Origin of the sequence: Kribbella sp. CA-245084, from assembly GCF_050942355.1 — a bacterium.
In the GTDB taxonomy this organism is placed as follows: domain Bacteria; phylum Actinomycetota; class Actinomycetes; order Propionibacteriales; family Kribbellaceae; genus Kribbella.
In genome coordinates this window covers 6,262,281-6,286,361 of the sequence record NZ_CP192053.1, presented here as the reverse complement: position 1 = coordinate 6,286,361, position 24,081 = coordinate 6,262,281, and the positions used below count along the sequence as shown (strand labels likewise).

General features: G+C 68.6%; 19 protein-coding genes and 1 rRNA gene. 8 read left to right on the top strand and 12 right to left on the bottom strand.

Annotation, left to right across the window (positions count from 1 at the left end; all coding sequences use genetic code 11):
* Positions 1 to 2 precede the first annotated feature (2 nt).
* Positions 3 to 120 (top strand): 5S ribosomal RNA (gene rrf / locus ACQPYH_RS29840).
* A 68-nt stretch (positions 121 to 188) separates the two neighbouring features.
* Here rrf and ACQPYH_RS29835 read toward each other — a convergent pair.
* A complete protein-coding gene (locus ACQPYH_RS29835; protein ID WP_432877969.1) occupies positions 189 to 467 on the bottom strand; it encodes a helix-hairpin-helix domain-containing protein in 279 nt (92 codons plus the stop codon).
* Positions 468 to 548: 81 nt separating this feature from the next.
* On the opposite strand from ACQPYH_RS29835, the gene ACQPYH_RS29830 reads away from it, so the two are divergent.
* A complete protein-coding gene (locus ACQPYH_RS29830; RefSeq protein ID WP_432894521.1) occupies positions 549 to 1,019 on the top strand; it encodes an AAA family ATPase in 471 nt (156 codons plus the stop codon).
* Between the two features lie 3 nt (positions 1,020 to 1,022).
* Here the strand turns inward: ACQPYH_RS29830 and ACQPYH_RS29825 are convergent, their stop codons facing one another.
* From ACQPYH_RS29825 to ACQPYH_RS29800, 6 genes are all read right to left on the bottom strand, one after another.
* Complete coding sequence (locus ACQPYH_RS29825) at positions 1,023 to 1,670, bottom strand: hypothetical protein (RefSeq protein WP_432877966.1); 648 nt, start codon at positions 1,668 to 1,670, stop codon at positions 1,023 to 1,025.
* A 239-nt stretch (positions 1,671 to 1,909) separates the two neighbouring features.
* Complete coding sequence (locus ACQPYH_RS29820) at positions 1,910 to 3,769, bottom strand: glycoside hydrolase family 76 protein (protein WP_432877964.1); 1,860 nt, start codon at positions 3,767 to 3,769, stop codon at positions 1,910 to 1,912.
* A 99-nt stretch (positions 3,770 to 3,868) separates the two neighbouring features.
* The gene (locus ACQPYH_RS29815) at positions 3,869 to 6,985 is read right to left on the bottom strand and encodes a chromosome segregation ATPase (RefSeq protein WP_432877961.1); all 3,117 of its coding nucleotides are present in this window, start codon (positions 6,983 to 6,985) and stop codon (positions 3,869 to 3,871) included.
* Entirely contained in the window at positions 6,982 to 7,638 is a 657-nt protein-coding gene (locus ACQPYH_RS29810; protein ID WP_432877959.1) for a hypothetical protein, read from the bottom strand. Before ACQPYH_RS29810 ends, ACQPYH_RS29815 begins: the two co-directional genes overlap by 4 nt.
* Entirely contained in the window at positions 7,631 to 8,227 is a 597-nt protein-coding gene (locus ACQPYH_RS29805; protein WP_432877956.1) for a hypothetical protein, read from the bottom strand. Before ACQPYH_RS29805 ends, ACQPYH_RS29810 begins: the two co-directional genes overlap by 8 nt.
* Positions 8,224 to 9,414 carry a hypothetical protein gene (locus tag ACQPYH_RS29800; RefSeq protein ID WP_432877954.1) on the bottom strand — a complete coding sequence of 397 codons (1,191 nt, stop codon included), beginning with the start codon at positions 9,412 to 9,414 and terminating at the stop codon, positions 8,224 to 8,226. Before ACQPYH_RS29800 ends, ACQPYH_RS29805 begins: the two co-directional genes overlap by 4 nt.
* A gap of 309 nt (positions 9,415 to 9,723) precedes the next feature.
* On the opposite strand from ACQPYH_RS29800, the gene ACQPYH_RS29795 reads away from it, so the two are divergent.
* The 3 genes from ACQPYH_RS29795 to ACQPYH_RS29785 are packed head-to-tail and all read left to right on the top strand — an operon-like array spanning position 9,724 to position 11,918.
* The gene (locus tag ACQPYH_RS29795) at positions 9,724 to 10,530 is read left to right on the top strand and encodes a TrmH family RNA methyltransferase (protein WP_432877952.1); all 807 of its coding nucleotides are present in this window, start codon (positions 9,724 to 9,726) and stop codon (positions 10,528 to 10,530) included.
* Positions 10,531 to 10,588: 58 nt separating this feature from the next.
* Positions 10,589 to 11,569: an SGNH/GDSL hydrolase family protein gene (locus ACQPYH_RS29790; protein ID WP_432877949.1), complete on the top strand. Its 981-nt coding sequence runs from the start codon at positions 10,589 to 10,591 to the stop codon at positions 11,567 to 11,569.
* Positions 11,570 to 11,579: 10 nt separating this feature from the next.
* Positions 11,580 to 11,918, top strand: coding sequence for an iron chaperone (locus tag ACQPYH_RS29785; RefSeq protein WP_432877947.1), 339 nt, complete (start codon positions 11,580 to 11,582; stop codon positions 11,916 to 11,918).
* A gap of 1 nt (position 11,919) precedes the next feature.
* Here the strand turns inward: ACQPYH_RS29785 and ACQPYH_RS29780 are convergent, their stop codons facing one another.
* The 3 genes from ACQPYH_RS29780 to ACQPYH_RS29770 are packed head-to-tail and all read right to left on the bottom strand — an operon-like array spanning position 11,920 to position 16,911.
* The gene (locus ACQPYH_RS29780; protein ID WP_432877944.1) at positions 11,920 to 12,813 is read right to left on the bottom strand and encodes a hypothetical protein; all 894 of its coding nucleotides are present in this window, start codon (positions 12,811 to 12,813) and stop codon (positions 11,920 to 11,922) included.
* Between the two features lie 38 nt (positions 12,814 to 12,851).
* The gene (locus tag ACQPYH_RS29775; RefSeq protein WP_432877942.1) at positions 12,852 to 14,084 is read right to left on the bottom strand and encodes an SWIM zinc finger family protein; all 1,233 of its coding nucleotides are present in this window, start codon (positions 14,082 to 14,084) and stop codon (positions 12,852 to 12,854) included.
* Positions 14,077 to 16,911, bottom strand: coding sequence for a DEAD/DEAH box helicase (locus ACQPYH_RS29770; protein ID WP_432877939.1), 2,835 nt, complete (start codon positions 16,909 to 16,911; stop codon positions 14,077 to 14,079). The genes ACQPYH_RS29775 and ACQPYH_RS29770 overlap by 8 nt, the downstream gene beginning before the upstream one ends.
* Positions 16,912 to 16,991: 80 nt before the next feature.
* Here ACQPYH_RS29770 and ACQPYH_RS29765 point away from each other — a divergent pair, with 80 nt between their 5' ends.
* On the top strand, positions 16,992 to 17,966 hold the full coding sequence (locus ACQPYH_RS29765) for a zinc-binding dehydrogenase (RefSeq protein WP_432877937.1): 975 nt from the start codon (positions 16,992 to 16,994) through the stop codon (positions 17,964 to 17,966).
* Here ACQPYH_RS29765 and ACQPYH_RS29760 read toward each other — a convergent pair.
* Positions 17,956 to 19,266 carry a diguanylate cyclase gene (locus ACQPYH_RS29760; RefSeq protein WP_432877934.1) on the bottom strand — a complete coding sequence of 437 codons (1,311 nt, stop codon included), beginning with the start codon at positions 19,264 to 19,266 and terminating at the stop codon, positions 17,956 to 17,958. The genes ACQPYH_RS29765 and ACQPYH_RS29760 overlap by 11 nt on opposite strands.
* A 178-nt stretch (positions 19,267 to 19,444) precedes the next feature.
* On the opposite strand from ACQPYH_RS29760, the gene ACQPYH_RS29755 reads away from it, so the two are divergent.
* Positions 19,445 to 19,633 (top strand): DEAD/DEAH box helicase, encoded by a 189-nt coding sequence (locus ACQPYH_RS29755; RefSeq protein ID WP_432877931.1) that lies wholly within the window; start codon positions 19,445 to 19,447, stop codon positions 19,631 to 19,633.
* 72 nt (positions 19,634 to 19,705) lie between these two features.
* Here ACQPYH_RS29755 and ACQPYH_RS29750 read toward each other — a convergent pair whose 3' ends face one another.
* Positions 19,706 to 20,950, bottom strand: a complete 1,245-nt coding sequence (locus ACQPYH_RS29750) for an MFS transporter (protein WP_432877929.1) — start codon at positions 20,948 to 20,950, stop codon at positions 19,706 to 19,708.
* A 407-nt stretch (positions 20,951 to 21,357) separates the two neighbouring features.
* Between ACQPYH_RS29750 and ACQPYH_RS29745 the strand changes: the two genes are divergently transcribed.
* Positions 21,358 to 23,916 carry an MXAN_6230/SCO0854 family RING domain-containing protein gene (locus ACQPYH_RS29745; protein ID WP_432877926.1) on the top strand — a complete coding sequence of 853 codons (2,559 nt, stop codon included), beginning with the start codon at positions 21,358 to 21,360 and terminating at the stop codon, positions 23,914 to 23,916.
* Positions 23,917 to 24,081 lie beyond the last annotated feature (165 nt).

Below are 24,081 nucleotides of genomic sequence, written 5' to 3'. Positions count from 1 at the left end.
GTTTCGGTGGCCATAGCGTCGGGGAAACACCCAGTCTCCATTCCGAACCTGGAAGTTAAGCCCGCCAGCGCCGATGGTACTGCGACCGGGAGGTCGTGGGAGAGTAGGACGCCGCCGGACATTCACACTGTTAAGGGCCACCCCACACGGGGTGGCCCTTAACATTTCTGCCGGTAGTTTTCGTGCGTCTAGCGCTTCCTCTCGAGGAGCTGCTTGCGCTGTGGCGTGTACGACCACCACGGACGGCCCGGATTGCCGTTGGCTTGGTCAGTCGCCGACATGATCGTGTCGAGCAGACACGGGTCGTGCCGTACGCCGTCCCGTTCACAGATCGTTTCGTAGATCTCGAACGGATCGCGGCCGGCCAGGTCGTCGACCTGCGTGATCCCAGCACGGCCCAGATAGCCGGCCACCGCCGCGCCCACGTTCATCAGGCTGGTCAGATCGCTCGATTGCTTGGATGGCATGGTTCGACCATGCCTCGGGAGCACACCGCCAGTCTTGAACGGATCGGACATCCGCCCATTTAGGATCGGTGCGTGGCTGTGATGGTGTTGATCGTGGGGTTGCCGGGCGCCGGCAAGACGTCGTGGGCTCGGCGGCTGGAGGAGGAGCGCAAGGCGGTTCGATTGACGCCGGACGAGTGGATGGATGCGCTCTTCAACACCAGCGAGGTTGATGGACGACGCTGGGTGCTGGAGTCCGAGATGCTCTGGGGCGTTGCGGCGCGGGCGCTGGAGCTTGGGGTCGACGTGATCCTCGACTACGGCTGCTGGTCCGAGGAAGAGCGCGACCTGTTCCGGACCCGGGCGCAACAGTTGGGCGCGAGCGCGGAGATCGTCGTACTGGATCTCCCGCTTGAAGTTCTGTGGGAGCGGCTTGTGCAGCGGAATGAGAACTTGCCGGATGCGACGTTCCCGGTCACTCGGGAGGAGCTCGAGGAGTGGAGCAGCAAGTTCGAGGTGCCGACGGCTGACGAGGTTCAGCGCTGGGATCACCACCTTGTGGTGACCAGCTAACTCTTACTCGGGAGCGATCCCGACGAGCGCGGCCGCGGCGCAGATGTGGACCGGTGTCAGGTCGACGGGGGAGACCGGAGCCTGGAGCAGAGTGCCACGTTCGTACGGCGTGAGTGTGATGTCGATGCCGGGCGCACCGGCGACCATGCCGCGGACGTATGTCAGCCAGCCCATCATCGGGATGCCGCGACGGAAGACGCCGGCCGCGGCGGCAAGCTCGGTGTCGGCGATGCTGGCCCAGTCGGGCCCCCAGATCGTGACGACCGCACGCAGTACCTGGGCGAAGCGCTCGGACTGCCTCAGCGCGTCCTCGTCGCTCCAGTGCAGCGTGAGCTGATCGGAGATGGTGGTCATCGTCCCGCCCATGGACAGGTCGAACAGCCACGGCAGCTCACCGGTGCTCTGCAGGTGCAGCCGCGTCGTACTCGTGCCGTTCGCAAGGACCTTCGTCGTGGCCTCGACCATCTCCTGCAACGGAGTGGAGCCGTCGGCCTCGAGGACGTGGTACCCCCAGCGCTCGTCCTGGGTCCAGTTGTGGACGTCGGGGAACGCGACGGCGACGGCGGTCAGCGTACGGCCGACACGGAGGGCACGCTGCTCGACGGTCTCGTCACGGTGCGACCATTGGGCGCGGAGCAGCCAGGAAGCCATTCACGCCCTCCGATCATGAGGCGGCCGGATCTGCGGAGGAGACACTGCGGCGCCGGATGCAGGTGACGGTACGCCGTGATACGACCGCTTGACCAGAGGTCCGCCTACTCGGTGTGAGCGGGTGATATCGATCTCTGGAAGCGTCACCTGACCAGTCTGCTGCACCTACCGGTCAGTGGTCAGCACCGGGGTCGGATTTTGGTAACCACCCAGCGAAATCTGGACAACTGTCAAAGAATTCAGCTCTTCGAGGTCGCTGCCAGCAGCCCACTCAAGGCACTCGCCTGCGTCCGCCAGTCGTGAACGTTGGTGCCGCCACCGGCCCATCGCTGGCCGAGTCTGTCGAGCGAATCGCGGTCGTTCTGCCAGATCGAGTCGGCTTGCCGCTGCGCATACGTCCGGTATGACGCATCGCCGGTGGAGTCGGCGAGATCCATCAGGTACCGCATGAACACGCCCTTGAACTGCTTCTGGTTGTCATCGCAGTTCCCGGCCCCATCACACGACTCGCTGAGGATGCCGCCCGGGCTGAGCACGGACGACGACATCGCGGCATCGCCCAGCTGCCGAGCCTCGGTCAGCAGCGAACTGTCTCCGGTTGCTCGCCAGAGTTCGAGCGCACCGCCGATCGCCAGTCCCTGGTTGTACGTCCAGACCGTCTGCCCGTTGTTGGTGCACGAGCCCGTCAGACCGTCGTTCACCAGGCCGGCCGAGTTGATCATCCCGCTGGCGCGGAACCAGTTCCAGCCCGTCGTCGCCCGCTGCAACCAGACGCTGTCGCCGGCGATCCGGTTGTGCAGCGCTGCAGTCAGCCGGATGTAGAGCCCATTGGTCACAGCGTTCTTGTACGTGCGCTCGCGGTCCCACCACACCCCGCCGCCACACGTCCCCGTGTCCCAGTAGCCCTGCACGTAATTCGCGATCGTGACCGCCATGTCCAGGTACCGCTGGTCGCCGGTGAGGTCGTACGCCTCGACCCAGGCGATACCCCACCACTCGGTGTCGTCGATCGCGCGGCTGATGAAGTTCCCCTCCAGCGCATCCCCGCTCTTCTGCCCGGCCGGGAAGACGCCCTTGTTCTTCTCGAACACCTCGTTCACGACCCAGCGCAGGTCAGTACGGCGGGTGCGCTGCTGGTACTCCATCAGGGTGGTCACCGCGACCGCGCTGTTCCACCAGCCCGAGAGCCACCACGCGGTGTTCGGCTGGTACGAGTACATCAACGCCTCAGCGGCTGCACCGGTGCGATCGGAGGCGGGCCGCGCCCACGCCGTACAGCTGCCGTTCTGGCTCTCGACGGCTCGTCCGCAGGCGCGGACTGCGCCGCCGTACAGCTTGGAGAGTGGGTCGGTTGTCGCGTAGAGCCGGGTGCTCGTGGAGGTTGCGCCGGAGCCGACGCTGGTCCGGCCGAGTGACGAACCGTCGGGCCAGGATGCTCCCTCGTTCCAGGAGCGGTCGAGCCAGATCTCGTCGCCGGCGCTGCCGTTGGCGATCGTTCCCCAGGCCATGCCGCGGTTGTCGAGGTGGAGCGAGATCGTGCGGTTGGACAACGTCGTCGATGGCACCGGCTGGTTGTCACCGGACGGCCCGTCGCTACCGTCGCAGGCTGCGGCGCAGACTGAGGTGTGTACCCAGGCGGTGCAGTCGACGCCGGCAGCGTCGCCGCACGCGCGGATCAGGCCACGCCGATGGCCGTCCGGATCGGCGAGGTTGTACATGAGCGTGCGAGTGCCGGTCCATCCGGACGGGATCCACGCCTTGCCGAGCAGCCCGTCCCAGGTCGCGGCGCCGTCCCAGCTGCGGTCCAGCCAGACTGCGTCGTTGGTCGCGCCGCCGTCGATGCTGCCCCACGCCATCGCGTCCTTGTCAGACACATGCAGTACGACGTGACGTCCGTTGATCACCTTCTCCGGCACAGGGAATGTCTCCTCCTGCGCCTTCGACGGATCGAGCGAGTCGCACGCGACCGAGCAGACCTGGTCCGCCTGCACCCGCGCTTCGGCCGTCAGCGTGCCCGCGGGCAACGCAAGCCCAACGACAGCAGCCAGTAGAAGTCGCAGGCGGAGGGCCGCGGTCAGCACAGCCTGGCGTGACAGCATGTGGATCTCCCTGGGGCGGTAGGGAAGAGAGCGCTCTCACCTCGTGAGTATGAGGATCACCGCCGCCAGGTCAAGACCTCGCGCCCCACAAAGCGTCATCTACGCGAGCGTCGGCGGGGCCAGCTCCAGGGTCGGCGTGGAGCCGCGGTACGACGTCATCCACTCGCGGAGCAGCTCGACCCGGGCGGCGTTGTCCTCGTTGCCCTTCACGACCGGCGCCTGGTTGTAGGCCATGGTGTCCGAGCTACGCCGAAGCTTCACGTACAGCCGCGACGAGGCGAGTGCGTACCGCTCCATGTCGTCCTGCAGCGCGCCGATGACGGTGATGTTCCGGTCGCGGCCGATCTGCTCGAACAGTGCGACTGCCTCACGGCGGTGCTGCGAACCGAGGTTGCGGCCGAGCTCGTCGAGGATCAACAGCAGCGGACGATCCGAGCCACCGGCGAGCGCCGCGGCGCAGACGAGCTTGACCGCCTTCTCGTCCATCTGGGCGGTGTTGCCCTTGACGTTGAACGCGGAGAACGGACCGCCCTCGGACCGACGCCACTTCGGCGTGACCGTCCAGCGCCACGGCTTGTCGGGCTCGGCGGGCGGGTCGGGCTCGGGGAATTCGAGCTTCGCGCCGTACCCGCCGTACTGCTGGTCGAGGCGGTCGAACTCCTGCGATACCAGGCGAAGTCGCGCTTTGATGCCGTCGGCAAGCGAGGTGCGGTGCGCCCGGGCGGTGCTCTCCGCTTCGTCGAGGCCTTCGCGGGCGCGTTCGAGAGCGGCGTTCCGCTCGGCGCGCTGGCTGGCGATCTGCTGTTGCTGCAGGCTGTCGAACGTCTCGTGCTGCGCGAGGTGGCTGCTCAGCGTCCGGTGCAGCGCAGGCACTAGGCCGACGCGGTCGCCGAGAGTGCCGCTCGTCCAGCCGTCGGGGCCGTTCAGGATCTCCCAGAGCTCTGTTGGGATCTCCTCGCGAGAGCGGGCGTTCGGGAAGCAGCGGCGGATGACGTCGTCCAGCAGCGTGCAGGCCTGGTGGTTCCAGTCGGCCGTCGTACGGCGTTGCGCGTCGTCCGGCAGGCCGAGGATGAACTCCTCCGCCTCAGCGGGTGTGCCGCCCCACGCTGTGGTCCGCGTGGTGAGGTCGAGCGTGGTCTGCTCTTCCAGCAGCGCGAGCCGGCGGCCGGTGAGGTCGTCGAGGATTCGATCGTGGTCGCGGCGGGTCGACTCGAGATTCTTCAGGCGCTCGTCGCGCACCAACTGCTGGCCGGCCGCCGCCTCCGCGGATTCCTTTGCTGCTTGGAGTTGTGGCGCGAGCGAGTCCCGATCGGTTTCGTGCCGGTCGATGGACTCGCGGAGCTGCAGGATCTGCTCCTGGACCGCGTCCGCGTCGGCCAGCGCCTGGGCGGCCGCGGTCCGGCGCTCTGCCTGCTCGACCCGGGATCGCGCCTGCTCCAGCGCGGCCGACGCGACCGCGCGGGCCGCTTTGGATGCCTCAACGCGTCGCCCGGCCGCCTGGATCCGCGCGGTCCGGCCGGTGATCGGCTCGTCGAACTGGCCGACCGAGACGACACCGGCGGCTTCGTCGATGTTCTCCTTGGTCGCGCGCTCGCTCAGGGCGGCGAAGAATCCGTCCAGTGTGAACCGCTTGTCCGCCGACTTCGGCCCACGACGCGACTTCGGCGCACCCGGGCGATTCGCCAGCACCAGCAGGAATCCGGGGTACCCGGCGTCGGCCAGCGCGGTCGTCGCGACGGTGGCGTCACCGGCGTCGATGACCACGGCCTCGCGGTACGGCGCGAGCCGCGGCTCCCACTCGGCCCGATCGGACTCCGGCAGCTCGGTGATGTCGGTCAGAGCGCCGCACTCGAGGCCTGCGGTCTCCAGCACCTGCTGCTGGGTCGCGGACACGGTCTGGCCGCTCTCGGCCTCACGAAGCTCAGCCTCTGTGTGCTCGACGGCCACCCGCGCGGCATGGTCGCGACCGATGTGCTCCTCCAGCACCTCGCGTGCCTCGGCCTGCTCCTCGCCGGCCGCGGCAAGGTCACGGCCGTCCGCCGAGCGACCCGCTTCAAGAAGCCGCCGATGCTCCTGGCCCAGCCGCTCCAGCTGCTCGCGCACCGAACGCTGGGCGAGGTCGAGCTCGCGGTCGCGGGCGTCGAGCTTGTCCCGCTCCTGACGGGTCAGCTGGACATCCCGGAGCATGCCCTCTTCGTTGCCAAAGGCATCTATCTCCGTGTCGACAGATTCCTTCCGGGCTTCCTGCTCAGCAACACGTTCGTCGAGGATGCCGAGCTCCTGGAGGATCTCGCGGTTGCGGGCGTCACCGTCGATCAGGTGCCGGGCGTTGCGCGCCTGCCACGATTCCTTGGCTGCCGCGAGCGCTTCCCGCGCCGCGGCGCGCTGCAGGATGCCGGCCTCGACGGTCGCCATCTCCTGCTCCCACCGCTGCAGGTCGGCGGTCGCTTGCTTGGTCGCCTCGCGCTGGGTGTGCTCGGCGGAGCGGTGTGCCTGCTCCTGCTCGAGCTCGTGGTCGAGGCCTGTGAGGGTCGCGATCGCGTTGAAGATCCGCGCCGGGCCGAGCTCGTTGAGCGGCTCCGCGAGCAGGTTCGCGGTCGGGCTGGAGCGCACCGACGTCGACAAGAACGAGACGCAGCGGACCTGGCCGCCGTACAGGACCTGGGACAGCTTGTTGGCGTGGAAGTCGGTGCGGCCATTGGAGTGCGGGAGGGCCGCCCAGAGCGCGTCGGCGCCGGCGGCACGCTCGGCCTCGGTCGCGCCGTACGGGATGTGCAGGCCTTGCTTCCACCGGAGATCGATGTACGACGCTTTGCGGTTGATGCGGATCCAGACGGTGATCGCGGCTGCCTCGACCTCGTCGAGGTCGGTCAGTTCGGGATCGGAGAAGACGCCGACGATGTAGCCGCGGTCGACGTTCGACCAGTTGCCTTCCTGGCCGGCCGCTTCCGCTGTGAACAGCAACTCGGCCGCGCCCGGAGCACCGCTCGTGAGGCGCCACTGGTCGTCGGCGTGCAGGAGACTCAGCGCGGCGATCCACGACGACTTGCCGGCGCCGTTGGAGTCGGTCGGGCCTTGGCCGGCGACCGTGATCAGGCCGCGGCCGATCATCGGGATCGGGTGCGTCGACAGGCGCGACAGGTCGACGACCTGCACCCCGAGCAGCACCTTGGACCCAAGGATGTCGAACGGCCCGTCCTCGGCTACGGCGCTCATGACTCATCTCCTACTACTACGGGGCTGCCGTTGCGGGCGCGGATGGCTTCGGCGATCGGGCTGGCCGGGGCGGCGGCGAGGATCAGTTGGTCCTGCAATCGTCGGCGTGCTGCCGGCGTCAGGCGCTGGAGCTGCGGACCTGGGATGTACGACGGCCCGCCCGAGTGATCGCCCGAGAGCTGGATCAATCCAGCCGCGCGCAATCGCTGCAGGGACAGGCGTCGCTCTTCGCCGCTGATCCTCGTCGTCCGCAACTCGTCGACCGTCGTGGGTCGCGCGGACTTCCAGCTGTCGCCAGTCAGGATGCCTTCGCTGCGGGGAATCGCGACGGAATGGACGAGCACCAGCACAAGCACTGCGCGATCGATGACCGACAACGGCTGCCAGCCCTGGGCGACCAGGCTCGCTGCGATGTCGTCGTCGTACCCGGCGGTCCAATGCGTGCCGTCGACGTGGACGAGCGTACGGCCGATGAGCTTGAGCATCCGCTGCACCTGGCGGCGCAGTGTCACGTCGCGGAGGCCGGCCAGCTGTACTTCGGCGACCGGATGCGCGGCGTACTGCACTGCGCTGAAGGCGGCGAGCACTTCGTCCCGTGCGCGGTCGCTGAGGTCCTGGAGCAATGAGTCGAGCAGGGCGTGCGGCTCAGTCATCCAACACCTCCTGGCGCTCGTCCGGCTCATGCCGGGTGGACAGCTCAGCAGGCGGTGGCTCGGGGAGATGACGGCACAGGTCGCGGAGGGTCGAGAGGTCGGCCGCGGTCCAGGTGATGACACGCGGACCGAGCCGGACCTCGGCGGTCTTCTCGTCCCAACGAATCCAGTGCGTCGCGTGCAGGCGGCGCAGGCTGCCGATGATCAGCGTCAGGTCGCTCGACTGCTCGGGCCGGCCGCGCATCCCGGCGTACACGGATCTGATCTGGGCGAGCGTGCCGGTGACGCCTGGCCAAGCTGGTGCGCTGCGGTCCGTCCAGCAGCAGGTGACGCAGATCGCGAGCAGGCGTGCGGTCTCGTTCGGCTGCTCGACGGCGACCGGGGGAGCGCCAAGCTCCTCGAGGACGCTGTGGCCTGCGCCTGAAGGAAGGGTGGGCACGAGCCAGACGGTCGATCCATCCGGTGATGCCGCACGGGTGAGGCCGGCGACGGCAGGCGTGTCAGGGTCGACCTCGAGCGGGCCGGCCGACTGCACCTTCGCCCACCACAGCGCGTTGTAGAGCCGGCGCTCAACGGCTTCGGTGCTCATCGCGCCACCCGGCGGAACACACCTTCGGTCGCCCACGGCGTCCCCGCAGTCGGGTCGATCCGCATGCCGTCAGACCAGACCAGCTCGTAGTCGAGCTCGTCGTGCAAGTGCGCCGCGGTCAACTCGGCCAGCACGCGTCGCGCAGTGATCCAGTCGCCTGCCTCGTCGATGACCTCCACGATGTCCACTTCGGGCCGTCCGGCCAGCACCCGCTCGGCCTCCGCCCGCAGGTCCTCGCGATCCGTCGCGGCCGCGGACTCAGGCGCGTCGGCATCCGCGGTCGGACGCGGCGGCGCCATCCGGGCGCTGCCGGACCGGCGTCCTGTCTCGACTGCCTCGACCATCGTCTGCGGCGAGAAGTCCGGCGCGGCAGCATCAAAGAGGAGGCCATCCAGCACTGCGGCCAGCGCATCAGGCTCACTGCTGCGCGTGAACGTCAGCCAGGTCTCCATCGGCAAGAGCCCGAGCGCCCGCGTCGTCCCGGCTCGCTCGACCAGGCGGCCGGCGGCGAGTTGTACGGCGTCGGCATACGCGGCGAGGGCCATGCGGAGCGAAGTGCAGTCCCGATGCAGCTCGGGCCAGCGCTCGAGCACGATGCGGTGGACCTTCTCAGCCTGCTCGATCAGGCGCTCGTTGCCCCACGCGAGCTGGGCGTTCTCGCGGAGCTGTGCCGTGGTGCTCGTCGAGACCAGGATGGCCAGCTCGTTCCCGAGGAGTCGGAAGACTTTGGTCATCCGACCGATTGACGCCTTGCCCTCGTCCGCGGTCGCCTGCGGGTCGCTGACGCTGTGCGCCTCGAGGGTGAGCAGTTGGTGCAGCTCGGCCTGACCGCCCTGGACGGACATCCGGCGCAAGAACATCAGCATCACGTACGGCGCGAACGCGGCGCGGTGACGCAGCTCGTTGGGACGGTCGACGAGTTTGGTGATCGCGCCGTACTGCCGGAGCACTTCGAAGCGGCGGACGATCAGGTCGTGCGGATACGCCCGGCAGGCGAGCGTGGCCTGCTCGACCGTCAGACCGTCGCTGCCGGCCTCGGCGAAGGCGTCCAGGATGGCTTGGTCGACGTCGAGCAGGTCGGGGTCGACGATCATCGCGCCGGCCTCGCGGGCCAGCACGGCGAAGACCTGACGGTAGACGCGCAGCACGGCCGCCTCGGCCTCGGCGTCGAGCAGTGTCGCGTCCATCCCCGCACTCCCTCCCGTGTGATAGCAGCTGGGCTACCAGAGAAAAGGACTCTAACCACCCGCACCGACAGACCAAAACTCACCCGCCAGGAGCCTGTGGATAAACCGGATCGCGGGTGGTGCTGTGGAAAACCGGATGACGCCCGCAGCCAGGCTGCTTACCATCCGAGATGTGATGAGAATCCTTGGTTGACGCGGTCGACAGGCCGCGTCAGTACCACGGCGCCCCACGGGCGTCGCCCCGCCGGTGCGGACCCTGTCGCAGGGTCCCCGGCGCGCTTGCTGATTCTCTCCATTCGGAGCTTGCACATGACTGTGCACAACGCGCGTTCCATCGGCGCGCAACACCCCCGTGTCCGTGACCTGCTGACCCTGCGGAAGGACGGTTCACCCGGCCGGATCATGGTCGAAGGCAGTTGGGAACACGACCGCCTCCTCACCACGACCGCCACCATCGACGCGTTCTTCTGGTGCCCAGAGATCGCCACGACAGAGATCGCCACGACCGAGGTCCACCGGATCGCGGAGCGCGCCACCGAGGTGTACCGCATCTCGGAGAAGTTGCTCGCCCGCCTCTCCCGCAAGACCCGGTCCGACGGCCTGATCTCGATCGCGCGGCTCCCGGAATGGCGGCCGCACACGTTCGAGTTCACCAACGAGTCGCTGGTGCTGGTCGCGGACGGCGTCGAGTACGCCGGAAACCTCGGCACCCTGATCCGTACGGCGGACGCCGCCAACGCCGACTGTCTGGTTCTGACGAGCAAGCGAGCCCGGCCGACGCATCCGTCCGTGTACTCCGCGAGCCGCGGCACCGTCCTCTCGACGCCGATCCTGGAGTTCGACGACATCCCGTCCGCCGCGGCGTGGTTGCGGAGCCATCGCTTCCGCGTCCACCTCGCCGACCCGGCGGCAACGGGGACGTATCGCGTTCCGCGGTACGACGGGCCGACGGCGTTCGTGGTCGGTTCGGAGGGGTCGGGGCTGTCGCGGGAGTGGCATGACGAGGGGTTCGACGCGGTGTCGATCCCGATGCTCGGGCAGGCGGACTCGCTGAACGTCGCGCTGTCGGCGGGCATCCTGCTGTTCGAGGCGCGGGCCCGGAAGGCGGGATGGTGACCTCATCGACCGGACGGCCAGGCAGAATGGCACAGCAACCGAGACCGAGGAGTGTGCTGTGCCGTTCGAGCCTGGCGAGGTCGTCGCCCCGTCCGATCCGCGCATCGTCCTGGAAGGACAGTGGGGACACCAGCCCGGTGTGGCGATCACCGTGAACTCCGGTTCGCGGATCTCGTTCTCGTACGCGGGCGAGCGGCTGCAGTTGCTGTTCGACACCGACGGGCTCACGGTCGCGCCGCACCTGTGGATCACGCTCGATGACGGCGAACCGGAATTGCACGTGATCGAGGGACCGGTCGTCGAGCTGTCGGCGCCGGACGGTCGGCACCAGGTCGAGGTCGTGGTCAAGGACGTGAACGAGCACGCGAACCGGTGGAATCCGCCGTTCGAGTGCGCGGTCGTGTTCGCCGGTCTTGTGCTCGACGTGAACACGCGGCTCCGGTTGAGCGGTCGGCCCGGCGGTCCGCGGATCGAGTTCTACGGCGACTCGATCACGCAGGGGGTGCGGTCGCTGAGCGTGCACCCGGAGTCCGAGGGCGCGGACGGTACGACGTCGTACGCATATCTGACCGCTCGGGCGTTCGGCGCGACGTCGTACCAGGTCGGGTTCGGCAGCCAGGGGATCAGCAAGCCGGGGAACGGCGAGGTGCCGGCCGGCGTGGACTCGTTCGGCTGGAACTTCGCAGGCTCGCCGGCGGAGCGCGTCGAGCCGTCCGACGTGGTCGTGATCAACCTCGGCGTGAACGATCCGACGCTTGACGTCGAGGAGTATGCGGATTATGTACGGCGGGTGCGCGCGGCGTACCCGGAGTCGACGATCGTGTCGCTGACGCCGTTCAACGGGAAGCACGCCGACACGATCCAGGCCGCGGTGAAGTCCCTCGACGACCCCAACCTCGTCTCCGTCGACTCCACCGGCTGGATCACCGAAGACGACTGCACCGACCAGGTCCACCCCACGGTCGCGGGCCACGTGAAGATCGCCGAAAACCTCGTCCCGGCCCTCGAAGAGCACACCACCTTGCGCCGCCGCGGGTAAGTTGTCGGCCATGGCGGAGACGGTGGACGGGTACATCGCGTCGTTCCCGCCCGACGTCCGCGAGATCCTGGAGCGGGTACGCCGTACTGTCCACGCCGTCGTGCCCGAGGCGGGCGAGAAGATCAGCTACCAGATCCCGACGATCACCCTGGACGGGAAGCCGCTGATCTACTTCAGCGGCTGGAAAGCCCACGTCGCGGTCTACCCGATCCCACCCCTCGACGACGATCTGGCGGCGGCCATCGAGCCCTACCGCTCCGGCAAAGGCACCCTCAAGTTCCCCCTCAGCAAGCCCATCCCGTACGACCTGATCACCCGGCTGACCGAAGCGTTCGTGGCCGCCCGCTGATTCACTCGTATGCGGGTGCGATCGCTTGGGCGAGGGCGACGAGCAGGTCTGGGTGCAGGGTCCTGTCAGGGGTTGCCATCAGTTCGATGTAAGCGTTTTTGGCGGTGCGGAACGCCAATTGACCGTCTGCCTGCTGCCAGCCCTCGGCGCCGACGTTCACCCGATGCGACGTGAACCCGCCTTTCACGTAGCCGAAGTCGAGCGCCGGATCCGAGCCCAGGCCACCGGATCGGACCGCAACCGTGCGGGTCGCCGAGCCCCACTGGCACCACAAGTAGCCGTCGGTCAGGGTGTCTCGGCGCAGCATCGCCTTCTCGCCGAGCAGTCGCTCGGCTGCCGCAGTGCCGCGTGCGCACTCCGGCTGCGCGATCATCGTCGGCGCTGCGGGAAGGCCGCCGGGCAGCCCGACGATCGTCTCCGCGATGGAGCGGAGTTCGTCCAACGTGCCTGAGCCGTCGTTCACCATGCGTAGCTCGACCGGACGGTTGTCGGCGCGAAAGACGAGCCAGGGAGCGGCGGCCGCCGGGTTGACGGCCCATGACCCCGGGCCCAGCTCGCCGTCGACGACCTTGGCCGCGTACTGCATTCCTGTGACCCACTCAATGTCGCTCTTGCGGGACTGAGCGAACTGCGCGTCGGTGACCGGGATCGCGGACAGAGCGACCCAGACCCGATGGAGCTCCTGTGTCGTGTCGACCAACGAGCAGTTGTCCGCGAGCGGCGCGGTGAGGCGCGACGCTGCCGCCGCGGCCTTCCAGCCGGTGAGATGCGGGGCAAGCCGCTCACACAGGTTTCCGGCAGGTGTCGGAGTAGGCACGACCTCCTGTGTGGTGTGGCTGTCGCAGGCGACCAGGCCGAGCAGTAGGACAGCTACACCGGCTGTGATTCGGCGCATGATGGTGCACCCTCCCCAGGACGTGCGTCGGTCGGAGCTTAGAGGAGGTCCTTGGGGTCCGGGGACGGAGGGCCGGTGAGAGTCCAGTCGTTGAATTGCTGGTTGAAGCGGTACCAGAGGTTGTCAGGGCCCAGGCGGAGTTGGAGTTTGCCTGAGGTGACTCGGTTGGCTTCGATGGTGGCGTCGGGGAGGGCCTCGAGGGCTTCGGTCAGGGCGTCCGGGGCGACGGCGACCGGGTCGTCGAGGGTGACGGTCAGGCCGCCGGGCCCGGCATCTCGCCAGGCGACGGCCCAGCTGGTGAGCCGGCGGGACGAGATGCCGGCGCGGTGCGCGAGGTCAGCGAGATCCGGCGTACCGAGGGCTTTGGCTGCTCTGCGGGCCAGGTCTTGCTCGAAGGTGAGGTTGAGGCCGCCGTCTCCGTCGCCGGACGCCAGCTCCCACGCGCGTTGGGCAGCGTCGGTGGCCAGGGCGACCAAATCCCGTACGTCGACGCCGGACGAGCGTGGTGGATCCAGCACCCGCACCGCGGCGGGCACTCCGGGCGCACCGAGCGGTCGAGGTGGTGCCGGCACGGGAACATTTGATGGGCTCGCGAACGCAGCTATCGCGGGGATGCCGGCCGGCGGGGGAGTGCGGGGTGCGACGACTGGCGCGGCAGGTGAGCCGCGGCGGGTGCGGAGGGCCGCTAGGAGTTCGTCCTTACGCCGACCGCGCAGAAGAAGCAGCGCGAACGGATCGTCGTCCAGCGCGTCCGCGATCAGGTAGCAGACGGCCGCAGAATGCTTGCAGGGAACGGCAAAGTCGGGGCAGGTGCAGTGCGTGAGGACCTCGCCGGCTCCGGGCAGCAGCTCGAGCCCCGCATCGCGTACGTCGTCGATAACCTCGGGCGGCAACTCACCATCCAGCAGCGCCGCGACCCGACCGATCTGCGCCGACACCACCTCCAGCACCGAATCCCACTCGGCGCTCGAGAACGCGCGGATCCGCACGGTCACCTGGTACGGCGTGACGCGGCTGCCCTGCACTATTGCCTCGACCTCACCCGGGCTCACCGTCAGCTCGACGACACTTCCGCGCCGCGCGTACGACCGTCCACGGGACAACCGCCCCGGATCAAGCCGAGCCCGCTGCTCCAACGCCTCCAACCACGCGCGACCCCACCACGTCGCCCCGAACGGCCGTCGACTCCCCGGCCCCTTCGCTGCAGGCAGCCCGGCGTCCTCACCCTTCCGCCGCCACCCCTGCCACGGCACCCGATCCTCGTCAGCCACCGGATTTCCCAACGGCAGAAGGGTTGTACGCACTCGCCGAGCCGGACTTGGCCGGGGTCGTCGACAGCTCGACCAGCTCGGTGAGTTCGGAATCCGACAGCTCGCTCAGCCACGCCTCACCCGAGCCGACCACAGCATCCGCGAGGTCGCGCTTCGCGTTGATCACTGTCGAGATGCGGTCTTCGAGCGTGTTCTCGGTGACAAGGCGATGGACCTGCACCGGGCGGTCCTGGCCGATCCGGTACGCGCGGTCGGTCGCCTGATCCTCGACCGCCGGGTTCCACCAGCGGTCGTAATGCACGACGTGCGTGGCCTGCGTCAGCGTCAGCCCGACCCCGCCGGCCTTCAACGACAGCAAGAACACTTGCGCTGCTCCGGACTGGAAATCCGCGACCAGCTGCTCGCGCTTCCGCACCCCGATCCCGCCGTGCAAGAACAACGACTTGATCTGCCGCGCCGCCAGATGCGCTTCGATCAGCCGGCACATCTCGACGTACTGACTGAAGATCAGCACCGACTCGCCCTCGGCCAGGATCACGTCGAGCAGCTCGTCCAGCGCGGCGAGCTTGCCCGAGCGTCGCTCCAGCGGACCGGGCTCGTGCAGGAACTGTGCCGGGTGGTTGCACACCTGCTTCAACTGCGTGAGCAGACTGAGCACGAGCCCACGCCGCGCAATGCCTTCGGCTTCCTCGATCTTGGCGAGCGTCTCCTTCGCCACCGCCTGGTAGAGCGTGGCCTGCTCGACCGTCAGCGGCACGACGACGTCACGCTCCGACTTCTGCGGAAGCTCCGGAGCAATCCCCGGATCGCTCTTACGCCTCCGCAGCAGGAACGGACGCGTCACCCGAGCGAGCCGCACGGTCGCCTCCTCGTCGTGGAACCGCTCCACGGGCACGGCGACGTCGTGGCGGAACCGGTCGAGCGTCCCGAGCAGTCCCGGTGCCGACCAGTCGAGGATCGACCACAGCTCGGACAGCCTGTTCTCCACGGGCGTACCGGTCAACGCGATCCTGGTTGCTGAGGGCAACGTTCGCAACGCGCGAGCCGTGCGTGACAACGGATTCTTGGCGTGCTGCGCCTCGTCGGCAACGACCAGGCCCCACGGCACCTCGCCGAGGACACGATGGTCCTGACGCACCACGCCGTACGTCGTGAGCACCACCTCGTCGGGCGCGATATCGCTGAGCGTCCGGCCGGCACCGTGGTAGCGCCGCGTCGGTACGTCGGGCGCGAACCGCTCGAACTCGCGCTCCCACGTGCCGAGCAGGGTCGACGGGCAGACGACCAGCGTCGGGCCGCGCCGCTCCAGTTGGAGGTGAAGCGCGATCACCTGGATCGTCTTGCCCAGGCCCATGTCGTCGGCGAGGCAACCGCCGAGGCCGAGGTTGGCGAGCTGCGCCATCCACGCGACGCCGCGACGCTGGTAATCGCGGAGGGTCGCGTGCAGGCCGACCGGATCGGTGAACGGAGCCGGCTCCTCCGCCGTCCGCAGCCGGGCGAGCATCGCAGCCAGCGAACCGTCCGCGTCGAAAGGAACGAGCTCACCGTCAACATCGATCGTCCCGGTCAGCGCCGCACCGAGTGCCTCGGCACCCGTGAGCTTGCGCGTGGAGCCGTTGCGGAGTCGCCGCACGACGTCCTGATCGACGCGGATCCAGCGGCCGCGCATGCGGACCATCGGCCGTTTCGCTTCCGCGAGCGCGCCGACCTCGGCCTCGGTCAGGTCCTGGCCGTCGAGCGTCGGTCGCCAGCGGAACGCGACCAGATCGTTCAGGCTGAAGTCAGGGCCGGTGATCGCGCCAGGAGTAGGTGTGGCGACGGAGCCGCGGACGGCCAGCTCGCCGGCGAACAGGTCGGTCGGCCAGAGGACCTCGATACCTGCGCCCTCCAACTCGCTGCTTCCTTCGGCGAGCTCGTCCAGCGCCACATCGTCGATGCCAACCTCTTCCGGCGCTGCATCGCGCAGCGCGGCGCCCAGCGGAGGCCAGACTCGTGCACCGCGGCGGAGGGCGAGGAGAAGGTCGGTCTCGGCGCGCTCACCGAGGGCTGTTAGTACGGCGGCCGGCGCGTTCCACATGTCCGCAACATCGACCAGCAGGCTCGGATCGAGCCCGCTGCGCAGTTGCAGGACGCCGCGGAACGATTCCTGAGGCAGCTCAGGTGGTTCGATCCGGAGCACGAGGCGAGCGCCGGCCTCTTCGGCGAGCGCAGTCTCGTCGAGCCAGCTCGATGGTCCGATCAGCGTGGTCGGATCGGTGGCGGCGAACGGTGCGGCGCCGGGGCGGGTCGCGACGGCAGCTGCCGGCGTACGGACGATGCTGTCGGCGAGCGCGTCCCAGAACGCGCGGACGAGTTGCTCGGGGTCGACCAGCCGGACCGGCCGGGTGCCTTCGATCGGCAGGGCATGACCGTACGCCGGCATGGCGGCGCCGAGGTTCCGCAGCCAGGCGCGGTCGATCGGATCGAGTGGAGCGACGCGCCACGCGCCGTACCCGTCCGGGCTGTGATCCGGCACCAGCCGCCCCCGCCCGATCAGCACCAGTCCCGCCAGCCCAGCCGCCCGCCACGCAGCCCAACTCGCGGCACAACTGTCCGAATCGACATCGGGGCCAGTCAGGCGGGCGAGCAACTCGGGCATGGACAAGAGCCGAGCAGGCACCGTCGTACGCCGGACCGTCGAGCCACGCGGCAGCACGAGGTCGACCGTGCCGTCAGACTGCTCGCCCGCCGCGGCCAGGTCGCCGTACAGCGCCAGCCGGCCCGCGCGCGGCGGGTCGGCCGGGACGAAGACGGCGTCGAGCATGCCCAGCACAGTACGCCGGACCACCGACAACTCCTGAGCTTGACCTGAACCAACGTTGAGGTTGCAGTCTCGGAACCCCGAAGACAACCGGAGAGAGTGCAGATATGCGTGCAGCAGTAGTGACCGAGTTCGGCGGCCCGGACGTGATCGAGACCCGCGACCTGCCGGACCCCGAGCCCGGAGCAGGCCAGGTGCTCGTCGAGGTGGAGTTCGCGGACGTCATCTTCGTCGAGACCGCGATCCGCCGCGGCGGGCACGGCAAGTTCTTCGATGTCGAGCCGCCGTACGTCCCGGGAGGCACCCTCGGCGGACGGGTCCGCGCGGTCGGTCCCGACGTACCGACGGACTGGATCGGCAAGACCGTCGTCGGCCGAGCGGACGGCTTCGGTGCGCACGCCGAGCTCGCCCTGACCACGACCGACCTGGTCGATGTACCGCCCGAGCTCGACCTGCGGACCGCGGTCGCGGTGTACGGCGACGGGTTCACCGCGCTCATGCTCGAGGAACTCGCGCCGTCGATGGCCGGCCGGGACGTACTGATCACCGCCTCGGCCGGCGGGATGGGCCTGCTCCTGATCCAGCTCGCCCACAAGACCGGTGCACACGTGATCGCAGCCGCCCGCGGCGAGGAGAAGCTCCGACTGAGCCGAGCCCAGGGCGCCGACGTACTGATCGACTACAGCAAGCCGTCCTGGGAGAAGTTGGTGCTTGAGGCAACCAATAACCGCGGCGCCGACATCGTCTTCGAAGGCGCGGGCGGCGAACTGGGCGCGGCCGCCTTCAGCGTGGTGAAGGACGGCGGCTGGTTCTCCGCCCACGGCGCCCCCAGCGGCAACTTCGCCCCCATCGACCCAGCCGAAGCCGCCCGCCGCGGAGTAACCCTGAAGGGCATCATGGACCTCCGCGCCGACTCAACCACCACCACAATCACCGGCGCCGACGTCATAGCCCGCGCAGCCGCCGGCGACCTAACACCTGTCATCGACCAGCTGTACGACCTCGACCAGGTATCCGCTGCCCACCAAGCCTTGGAGAACCGCACCCTCCGCGGCAAGGCGCTGATCAGAGTCAGTCGCTGACGTGCTGGTCCGAGTCAGAGCGTCCTGACTGCTCAGTGTGGTCGACGTGCTCGGTGACGGCCGGCGGGTTCGGGAGGGCGGCGACGATCTGGTTCCGCCCGGCCCGCTTGGCCGTCAGCAGTGCGTCGTCGGCGGCGAGGATCAGCTGGTCCATGGTGTTCGCGACATGCGGATAGATCGCCGCACCGAAGGACGCCGGTACGCCGGTGATCGCCGCGGTGCCGCCGTTCGTCGTACCGACCGATACTGCGAGGGTCACCAGCCGCTCTCTGATCCGCTCCGCGATCTCCATCAGCTCGATCTCGGACGCGCCGGGCAGCAGGACCGCCAGCTCGTCTCCGCCGACCCGTGCGACCAGATCGCCGTGCCGGACCTCGGCCCGGATCGCCTCGCCGACTGCACGAAGCGCCTCGTCACCGGCTGGGTGGCCGTAGGTGTCGTTGATCTCCTTGAACCTGTCGAGGTCCAGCATCAGCAGACCGACCGTGCTGCGCAGAGTGTCCGCGCGGGCCAGCTCAGCGGGCACTGCGCTCGCCCAGTACGACGAGGTCGCCAGGCCGGTCTTCGAGTCGGTCCCAGCGGCCCGCTGGTACTGCGGAAGCAGCAGATCCCGGTGCAGCGCCATCACCGTCACCATGAGTACAGGGACGACCCATGGGTACGACGACTGGACCGCAGCGATCGCCACGCCGAGCCCCAGCCCGGCGCACACGACCAGCTGATCTGACAGCTCACCGAGCGCCTCACGCGCAGTGGCCTCCGGAGACGCGAGCAGGATGGCGCCGATCACCAGCGCGTAGTTCACCAGCCACCAGGTCCCGGCTGCGGCAATCACCACCAGCAGCGACCAGAGGCCGGTCGGCACCCGCGGCTCGGTCAGCAGGCCGCCGGCGCGCAGTACGGCGGCTGCGGCGGCGCTGGCGAGGATGTACGTCGCCGTCGAGAAGACCTTGCGGTGCGCAACGGTCCGCCCGTACACCCGGAACCAGGAGTAGAGGTAAGCCAGCACGACCAGCGGGATCACCAGCGACAGCGGGAGCAGCAGCAGGGCCGCAAAGATCCACAGGCACTTCAGATTCGTGTGGGGTGAAGTGTTGGCCGCAGTTTCGCGTCGGCGCTCGATTCCGCGGGCACACTCCAGGTGCAGGGTCGAAGCGACAGCAAGGACGACGAAGGCGACCCACTCCGAGTGCCGGATGCCGGAGTTCGGCCCGACCAACGTGCTGCGAACCGCCAGTGTGGTAATCGTGACCGCAATCACATCAATCGCGAGCACATAAGCCAAAGCGGTCCTCGGCAACGACCAGAGCTTCCATTGCCGGGGTGGCCCCCAACTGCTCCGACCGATCAGAATCATATGAGCCTCACACACAGTCGATCTGAGCGGTTATGCGTTCATCGTAACGACCCGTTCACGTCACGTCACGCCCGTGGCCGGGTCATTCCACCAGTTGGGCACTCCAGAAGGGTCGAGAATCATGCAGAAGACGACGCGCGGTAACGGCACCGGCAACGACTGGTTCACCGGCGGCAACGACTGGTTCCATGGGGGGAACGACTGGTTCACCGGCGGGAACGACTGGTTCACCGGTGGCGGCAACGATTGGCTCCGCGGCGGTAACGACTGGTTCGTGCCGCAGACCGCCAATGGCGGTAACGATTGGTGACGAAAGGTAAATCTTTACCTCCGTCTTACATTCCGGAGAACTCACTCACGAGATAACCGGACGGCCCGGAATTTATCCCGCCCGCAATTCTCCGGAATGGTCGTCGATGCGGCGGGCGCGCGCCCAGGCGCCGCCCGCCGCGGCCGCCAGCAATGCCCCTGTGACGCCCATCACGGCGAGTGCGCCGGATGCGCCGAATGGTCCTGCCAGCAACCCCACGAGCAGAATTCCGAGGCCCTGGCTGCCCTTCAGCGCCGTACCCGCGACGCCGAAGGCCTTGCCGCGCTGGTGATCGGGCACGGCCTGGACGAACGCGGCGCTGGTCGGCAGGTGGTACGCCGATGCGGCGCCGGACAGCGCCCAGAGACAGAACGTCACCACAGGGCCTGGCTGGAGCGCACAGAAGGCCAGCGGAACACACGCCGCGACCGCCAGTGGTCCAAGCAGCTTCATCCGCCGCTCCGGCGACCAGAGCGTGATCAGCCACATCCCGAGCACACAGCCGGCCGGACTCGCGGCGAGCAAGACTCCCGCAGTCGTGGTGCCGTAGCCGATCTCGTGGGCATAGGGGACTGCTAGGCCCTCCACGGTGACGTAGAAGCCGGCGATGGTGGCCAGGAGGACGAGGGTGCGGAGTTTCGGCGTACGGGCGACCAACGCGATGCCGGCGGTCAGGTCCTTCAGATAGCTTGCTGATGGCGCATCTGTGCCACTTGTCGGAGCGGGTCGTCGATGTACTCCGAAGGTGATCAGGAGGGCCGACAGGACAAAGGTGGCGGCGTCGAGGAGGAGGCCGCCTGACGTTCCTACGGCGACCACGACGGCACCGCCGAAGCCGAAGCCGAGGACCTGGCTGAACTGGACGACCATGTCGTTCGCGGCCTTGCCCAGGACGTAGTGGTCACCCGGGAGAACGGCAGGCAGCGTCGCCCCGCGGGCCGCGTTGAACGGCGAACCGAACGCCTGCAGCGCGACCAGCAGCAGGATCACCACGAGTAGCGGAAGCGCCTGAATCGCCATACCTGCAACGAGAATCGACCGTGCGATATCCGTGACGATCATCACCGTACGTCGCGGGTACCGGTCGGCGAACCCCGCCAGCAGCGGCCCGAACAACAAGTCCGGCACGTAGGTCAATGCATAGGTCAACGCAGTCAGCCCGGCCGACGAGGTCCGGTCGAAGACCAGCACCGACAACGCCACCCGCGCGAGCTGATCGCCCGCCACCGACAGCACCCCGGCCAGGAACAACGCCCGGAACTCGGCGTGCCCGAAGACGTCACGCCAGCGCGCCCGCTCGACCGCCACAACCGACATACCAACGACGTTAGCCACATTCCGTGGCCCGGCACCTCCCGAGGGTGATCAACGTCGTGTCTGCTCGCACCTCAAGGGTTTACTTGCGGCGCATCTGTGCCAGTTCGGGGTCAGATTGGGGGACCCGGTAGCGCAGTATTTGGGTGAACGTTCTACTCTGTAGATCTCCGGTAGCGGGGTCTGGGCGGGGCGGCCCCGACCCTGCTACCGGAGCTCTTCTTTGTGGGGCCGGTGTTGGCCGATGCGAGCCCGAAACTGTCGGTGGGGCCCGGTAGCGTTCTCAGTGCCAGGGGCGGCTCCTGGACGTGCTTCCTTCTCCTCTACCAGGCCAAGTAGCGCGTCCACTCTCCGCCCCTGGCGCCGTCATCACAGGACGCAGCATCAGAGGACGCCAGCGGGGAGACGCCATGCCGGAAGACACAGCGCAGGTCCTGCTGCGCCGCCGCCGGCTCGTCGACGTCACCACGCTGACCCCGGCGGTTCGCCGTACAGCCTGGCAATGGCTCCGCCGTCCGCTCACGATCCAGACCGGACTGTCCGCGCTCCAGGCCGACCTGATCCAGCGGGGCTTCCTGCTGTCCGTCGGCCTCTACCGGCACTGCGCCTCGCTGTCGGCTCCCGCACTTGCCGGCTTCGGCAGCGCACTGCTCGACCTGCTCGATGCGGAGTCCGGACGCGACACCCACCACACACCGCTGTTCCGTGGCTTCCCGGAGAGCGTGCCGGGCAACACCGAGACCTTCTACATCAACAGGGTCTTCGCTCGTCTCCTCCAGGAGCCCGACCAGCCCTGCGTGCTCTGCGGCGATACCAAGGCAGTGCAGCCGGTCTCGCCGTGTGCTCATCTGGTCTGCCGGACGTGCTGGGACGGGTCGGACTTCAGCGCGTGCCCGCTCTGCCTGCGACGGATCGATCGCAAGGACCCGTTCCTCAAGCCGTCGTTCGACGAGGAGCAGCCGGCGCACGTCCGTTCGGAGCGGCTTCGCCTGCTCTCGCTCGCAACGGATGACTCGGCCCGCGAGACAGTTGAGTCCCTGCTCGCACGGCGCGCGCCGCTCTCGGCAGCGGATCGGGCTGACCTGCTAGTGCTGCTCGACGGCGCCGATCCGTCGTGGCTGCCGGATGAGATTCCGGTCCGCGAGACCCAGGCGCTCGTCATCGCGCGCTTCCTCGCCGACGATCCGGAGCTGATCGATCGCACCGGCACGGCGACCGACGTACTGCGGCTGATCTATGCGCTGATGGATGCCGACCCCGGGCTGCGGACGCCGCCGGCCCGACGGAAGTCGTTGCCGCGGGCAACTCGACGGCTGGTGCTGCAACGGCTGGACCGGCTGCCGGTGCTGACGCTGACCGAGGACCTGCTGCGCCACGAGCGGGCCTGGAAGCGGATCGCGGAGAACCTGCACCCGTTCGAGTTCGCGACCCGCTTCCCGATGGCGGCGCTCGCGTTCGCGATCCTTCGTCGTACCGATCTGGACCTCGCGACCGCCGCCGGGCGGGCGGTGGCGAGTGAGGCGGCGCAGCACCCGTTGATTCGCGTCGAGGACGGGCGACTCGTGATGAGCACGTTCGCCGCGCGGGTCGAGGGCGCCTTCACGCAAGGCCGGCCCGAGCAGGCGCTCGATCTGCTGCGCGAGCGTCCAGGCGAGTTGGTGCGCCGCTTGGTGCACCTGGCACGCGTGCTTCCGCCCGACCAGCACGCGGTTCTCGTCGAGGCGCTGACGACCGCGGTGTCGGACGTCTCGCCAGTGGTGATCACAGCCGCGCTCGGTCAGGTCCGGACTCCGCCGGGCGATCTGCGGCTGTTCTTCCCGCGCGGGGGGACGGCCCGGATCTGGACGTCTGTGGACGAGCGCGGGCCGTTGCCGAGTGAGCTGGCCATGGAGCTGTCCAGCGCGCTCACCGGCGAAATGTTGCGTCGGGCAACGGATCTGCCGCGGTGGCGACGGGCGTTCCTCGACGAGGAGCTGACCCGGTTGGCCGCGCCCGGTTCGGAGCGGAGCGCGTCGTCGAGTCTGCTGCGGATGACCCGGGGGAGTGCGGTGCCGATCCCGCAGGACGAGCTGCTGCGGCTGTTCCTGCACTGGGTCGAGCCGGCCGGTCGGCGGATCGACCTCGATCTGTCCGTGGCGGTGTTCGACGAGGAGTGGGCGTTCGTCGGGCTATGCGATTACACGCGGCTGCGGTTCGACCAGGACGCGTTGGTGCACTCCGGCGACCTGACGTCGGCGCCAGCGCCACATGGGTCGACCGAGTTTGTGGATATCGATCTGCGCGCCGTACGCCGGGTCGACGGGCGTTACGTGCTGCCGGTCGTGTTCAGCTACAACGACGTACCGTTCGATCAGTTGGAGCGCGGGTTCGTTGGGGTGATGCGGCAACCGAACTGCCTGTTCGACCCGGCCGCGGTCGAGGAGCGGTTCGACCTGTCCGGGCCGGCGAAGATCCTGATGCCGTTCGGCGTCGACCTGCACACCAAGGAGCTGCGCTGGTACGACGTGAACCTCGGCGCGGCCGGATTCGGTCACAACGTCGCGAGGTACGGCGGTCGGCTCGGGCTGATGGCTGCGACGCTGGAGGAGGTGCACGGGTCGGGCGATCGGGTCAGCCTGTGGGAGGTCTGCTGCTGGCACGCGGCCGCGCGGGCCGACGAGATCGCGGTCCGGTGCGCCGACGGATCGGTCGTCGGGTACCAGCGGGAGCCGTCCGAGGAGCTCGCGGCGTTCGCGCGGCGGGTGACGGCTCGGTTGGAGCCTGACCGGCGGTGGGACGAGGACGCCGCCGACCGGGCGGATTTCGTCGCGGTCCTTGCCGGTGATGTCACGCCGCGATCTGGTGCCGAGGTGTATGCGCTGCACCCGCGCCTGCTCGACCACGCGAGCGTGTCCCTGATCGACGCGCCGCACCTGCTCGCCGTCCTGGCTCCGGACACTCGCGCCCGCGCGACCCTACGCCCGGTCTGAGACCCGCAGCCTGCGCGCGGCTGGAGATCCGGCTGAGACGCGGCCCCTGCGCTCGGGCGAGTCTGGCAAGGGCCTGAGAAATATTTGACAGTTCCGTGACGGAGGCGGGGGTGTCGCTTTGGCGCGCTCCGGTGCAGGAGTACAACGGAATTGACGCGAAGGGAG

Bases quoted from the DNA above. Each gene is read 5' to 3' on its own strand.
- ACQPYH_RS29835 (WP_432877969.1), bottom strand. From the start codon at position 467: ATGCCATCCAAGCAATCGAGCGATCTGACCAGCCTGATGAACGTGGGC.
- ACQPYH_RS29830 (WP_432894521.1), top strand. From the start codon at position 549: ATGGTGTTGATCGTGGGGTTGCCGGGCGCCGGCAAGACGTCGTGGGCT.
- ACQPYH_RS29825 (WP_432877966.1), bottom strand. From the start codon at position 1,670: ATGGCTTCCTGGCTGCTCCGCGCCCAATGGTCGCACCGTGACGAGACC.
- ACQPYH_RS29820 (WP_432877964.1), bottom strand. From the start codon at position 3,769: ATGCTGTCACGCCAGGCTGTGCTGACCGCGGCCCTCCGCCTGCGACTT.
- ACQPYH_RS29815 (WP_432877961.1), bottom strand. From the start codon at position 6,985: ATGAGCGCCGTAGCCGAGGACGGGCCGTTCGACATCCTTGGGTCCAAG.
- ACQPYH_RS29810 (WP_432877959.1), bottom strand. From the start codon at position 7,638: ATGACTGAGCCGCACGCCCTGCTCGACTCATTGCTCCAGGACCTCAGC.
- ACQPYH_RS29805 (WP_432877956.1), bottom strand. From the start codon at position 8,227: ATGAGCACCGAAGCCGTTGAGCGCCGGCTCTACAACGCGCTGTGGTGG.
- ACQPYH_RS29800 (WP_432877954.1), bottom strand. From the start codon at position 9,414: ATGGACGCGACACTGCTCGACGCCGAGGCCGAGGCGGCCGTGCTGCGC.
- ACQPYH_RS29795 (WP_432877952.1), top strand. From the start codon at position 9,724: ATGACTGTGCACAACGCGCGTTCCATCGGCGCGCAACACCCCCGTGTC.
- ACQPYH_RS29785 (WP_432877947.1), top strand. From the start codon at position 11,580: ATGGCGGAGACGGTGGACGGGTACATCGCGTCGTTCCCGCCCGACGTC.
- ACQPYH_RS29780 (WP_432877944.1), bottom strand. From the start codon at position 12,813: ATGCGCCGAATCACAGCCGGTGTAGCTGTCCTACTGCTCGGCCTGGTC.
- ACQPYH_RS29765 (WP_432877937.1), top strand. From the start codon at position 16,992: ATGCGTGCAGCAGTAGTGACCGAGTTCGGCGGCCCGGACGTGATCGAG.
- ACQPYH_RS29755 (WP_432877931.1), top strand. From the start codon at position 19,445: ATGCAGAAGACGACGCGCGGTAACGGCACCGGCAACGACTGGTTCACC.
- ACQPYH_RS29750 (WP_432877929.1), bottom strand. From the start codon at position 20,950: ATGTCGGTTGTGGCGGTCGAGCGGGCGCGCTGGCGTGACGTCTTCGGG.
- ACQPYH_RS29745 (WP_432877926.1), top strand. From the start codon at position 21,358: ATGCCGGAAGACACAGCGCAGGTCCTGCTGCGCCGCCGCCGGCTCGTC.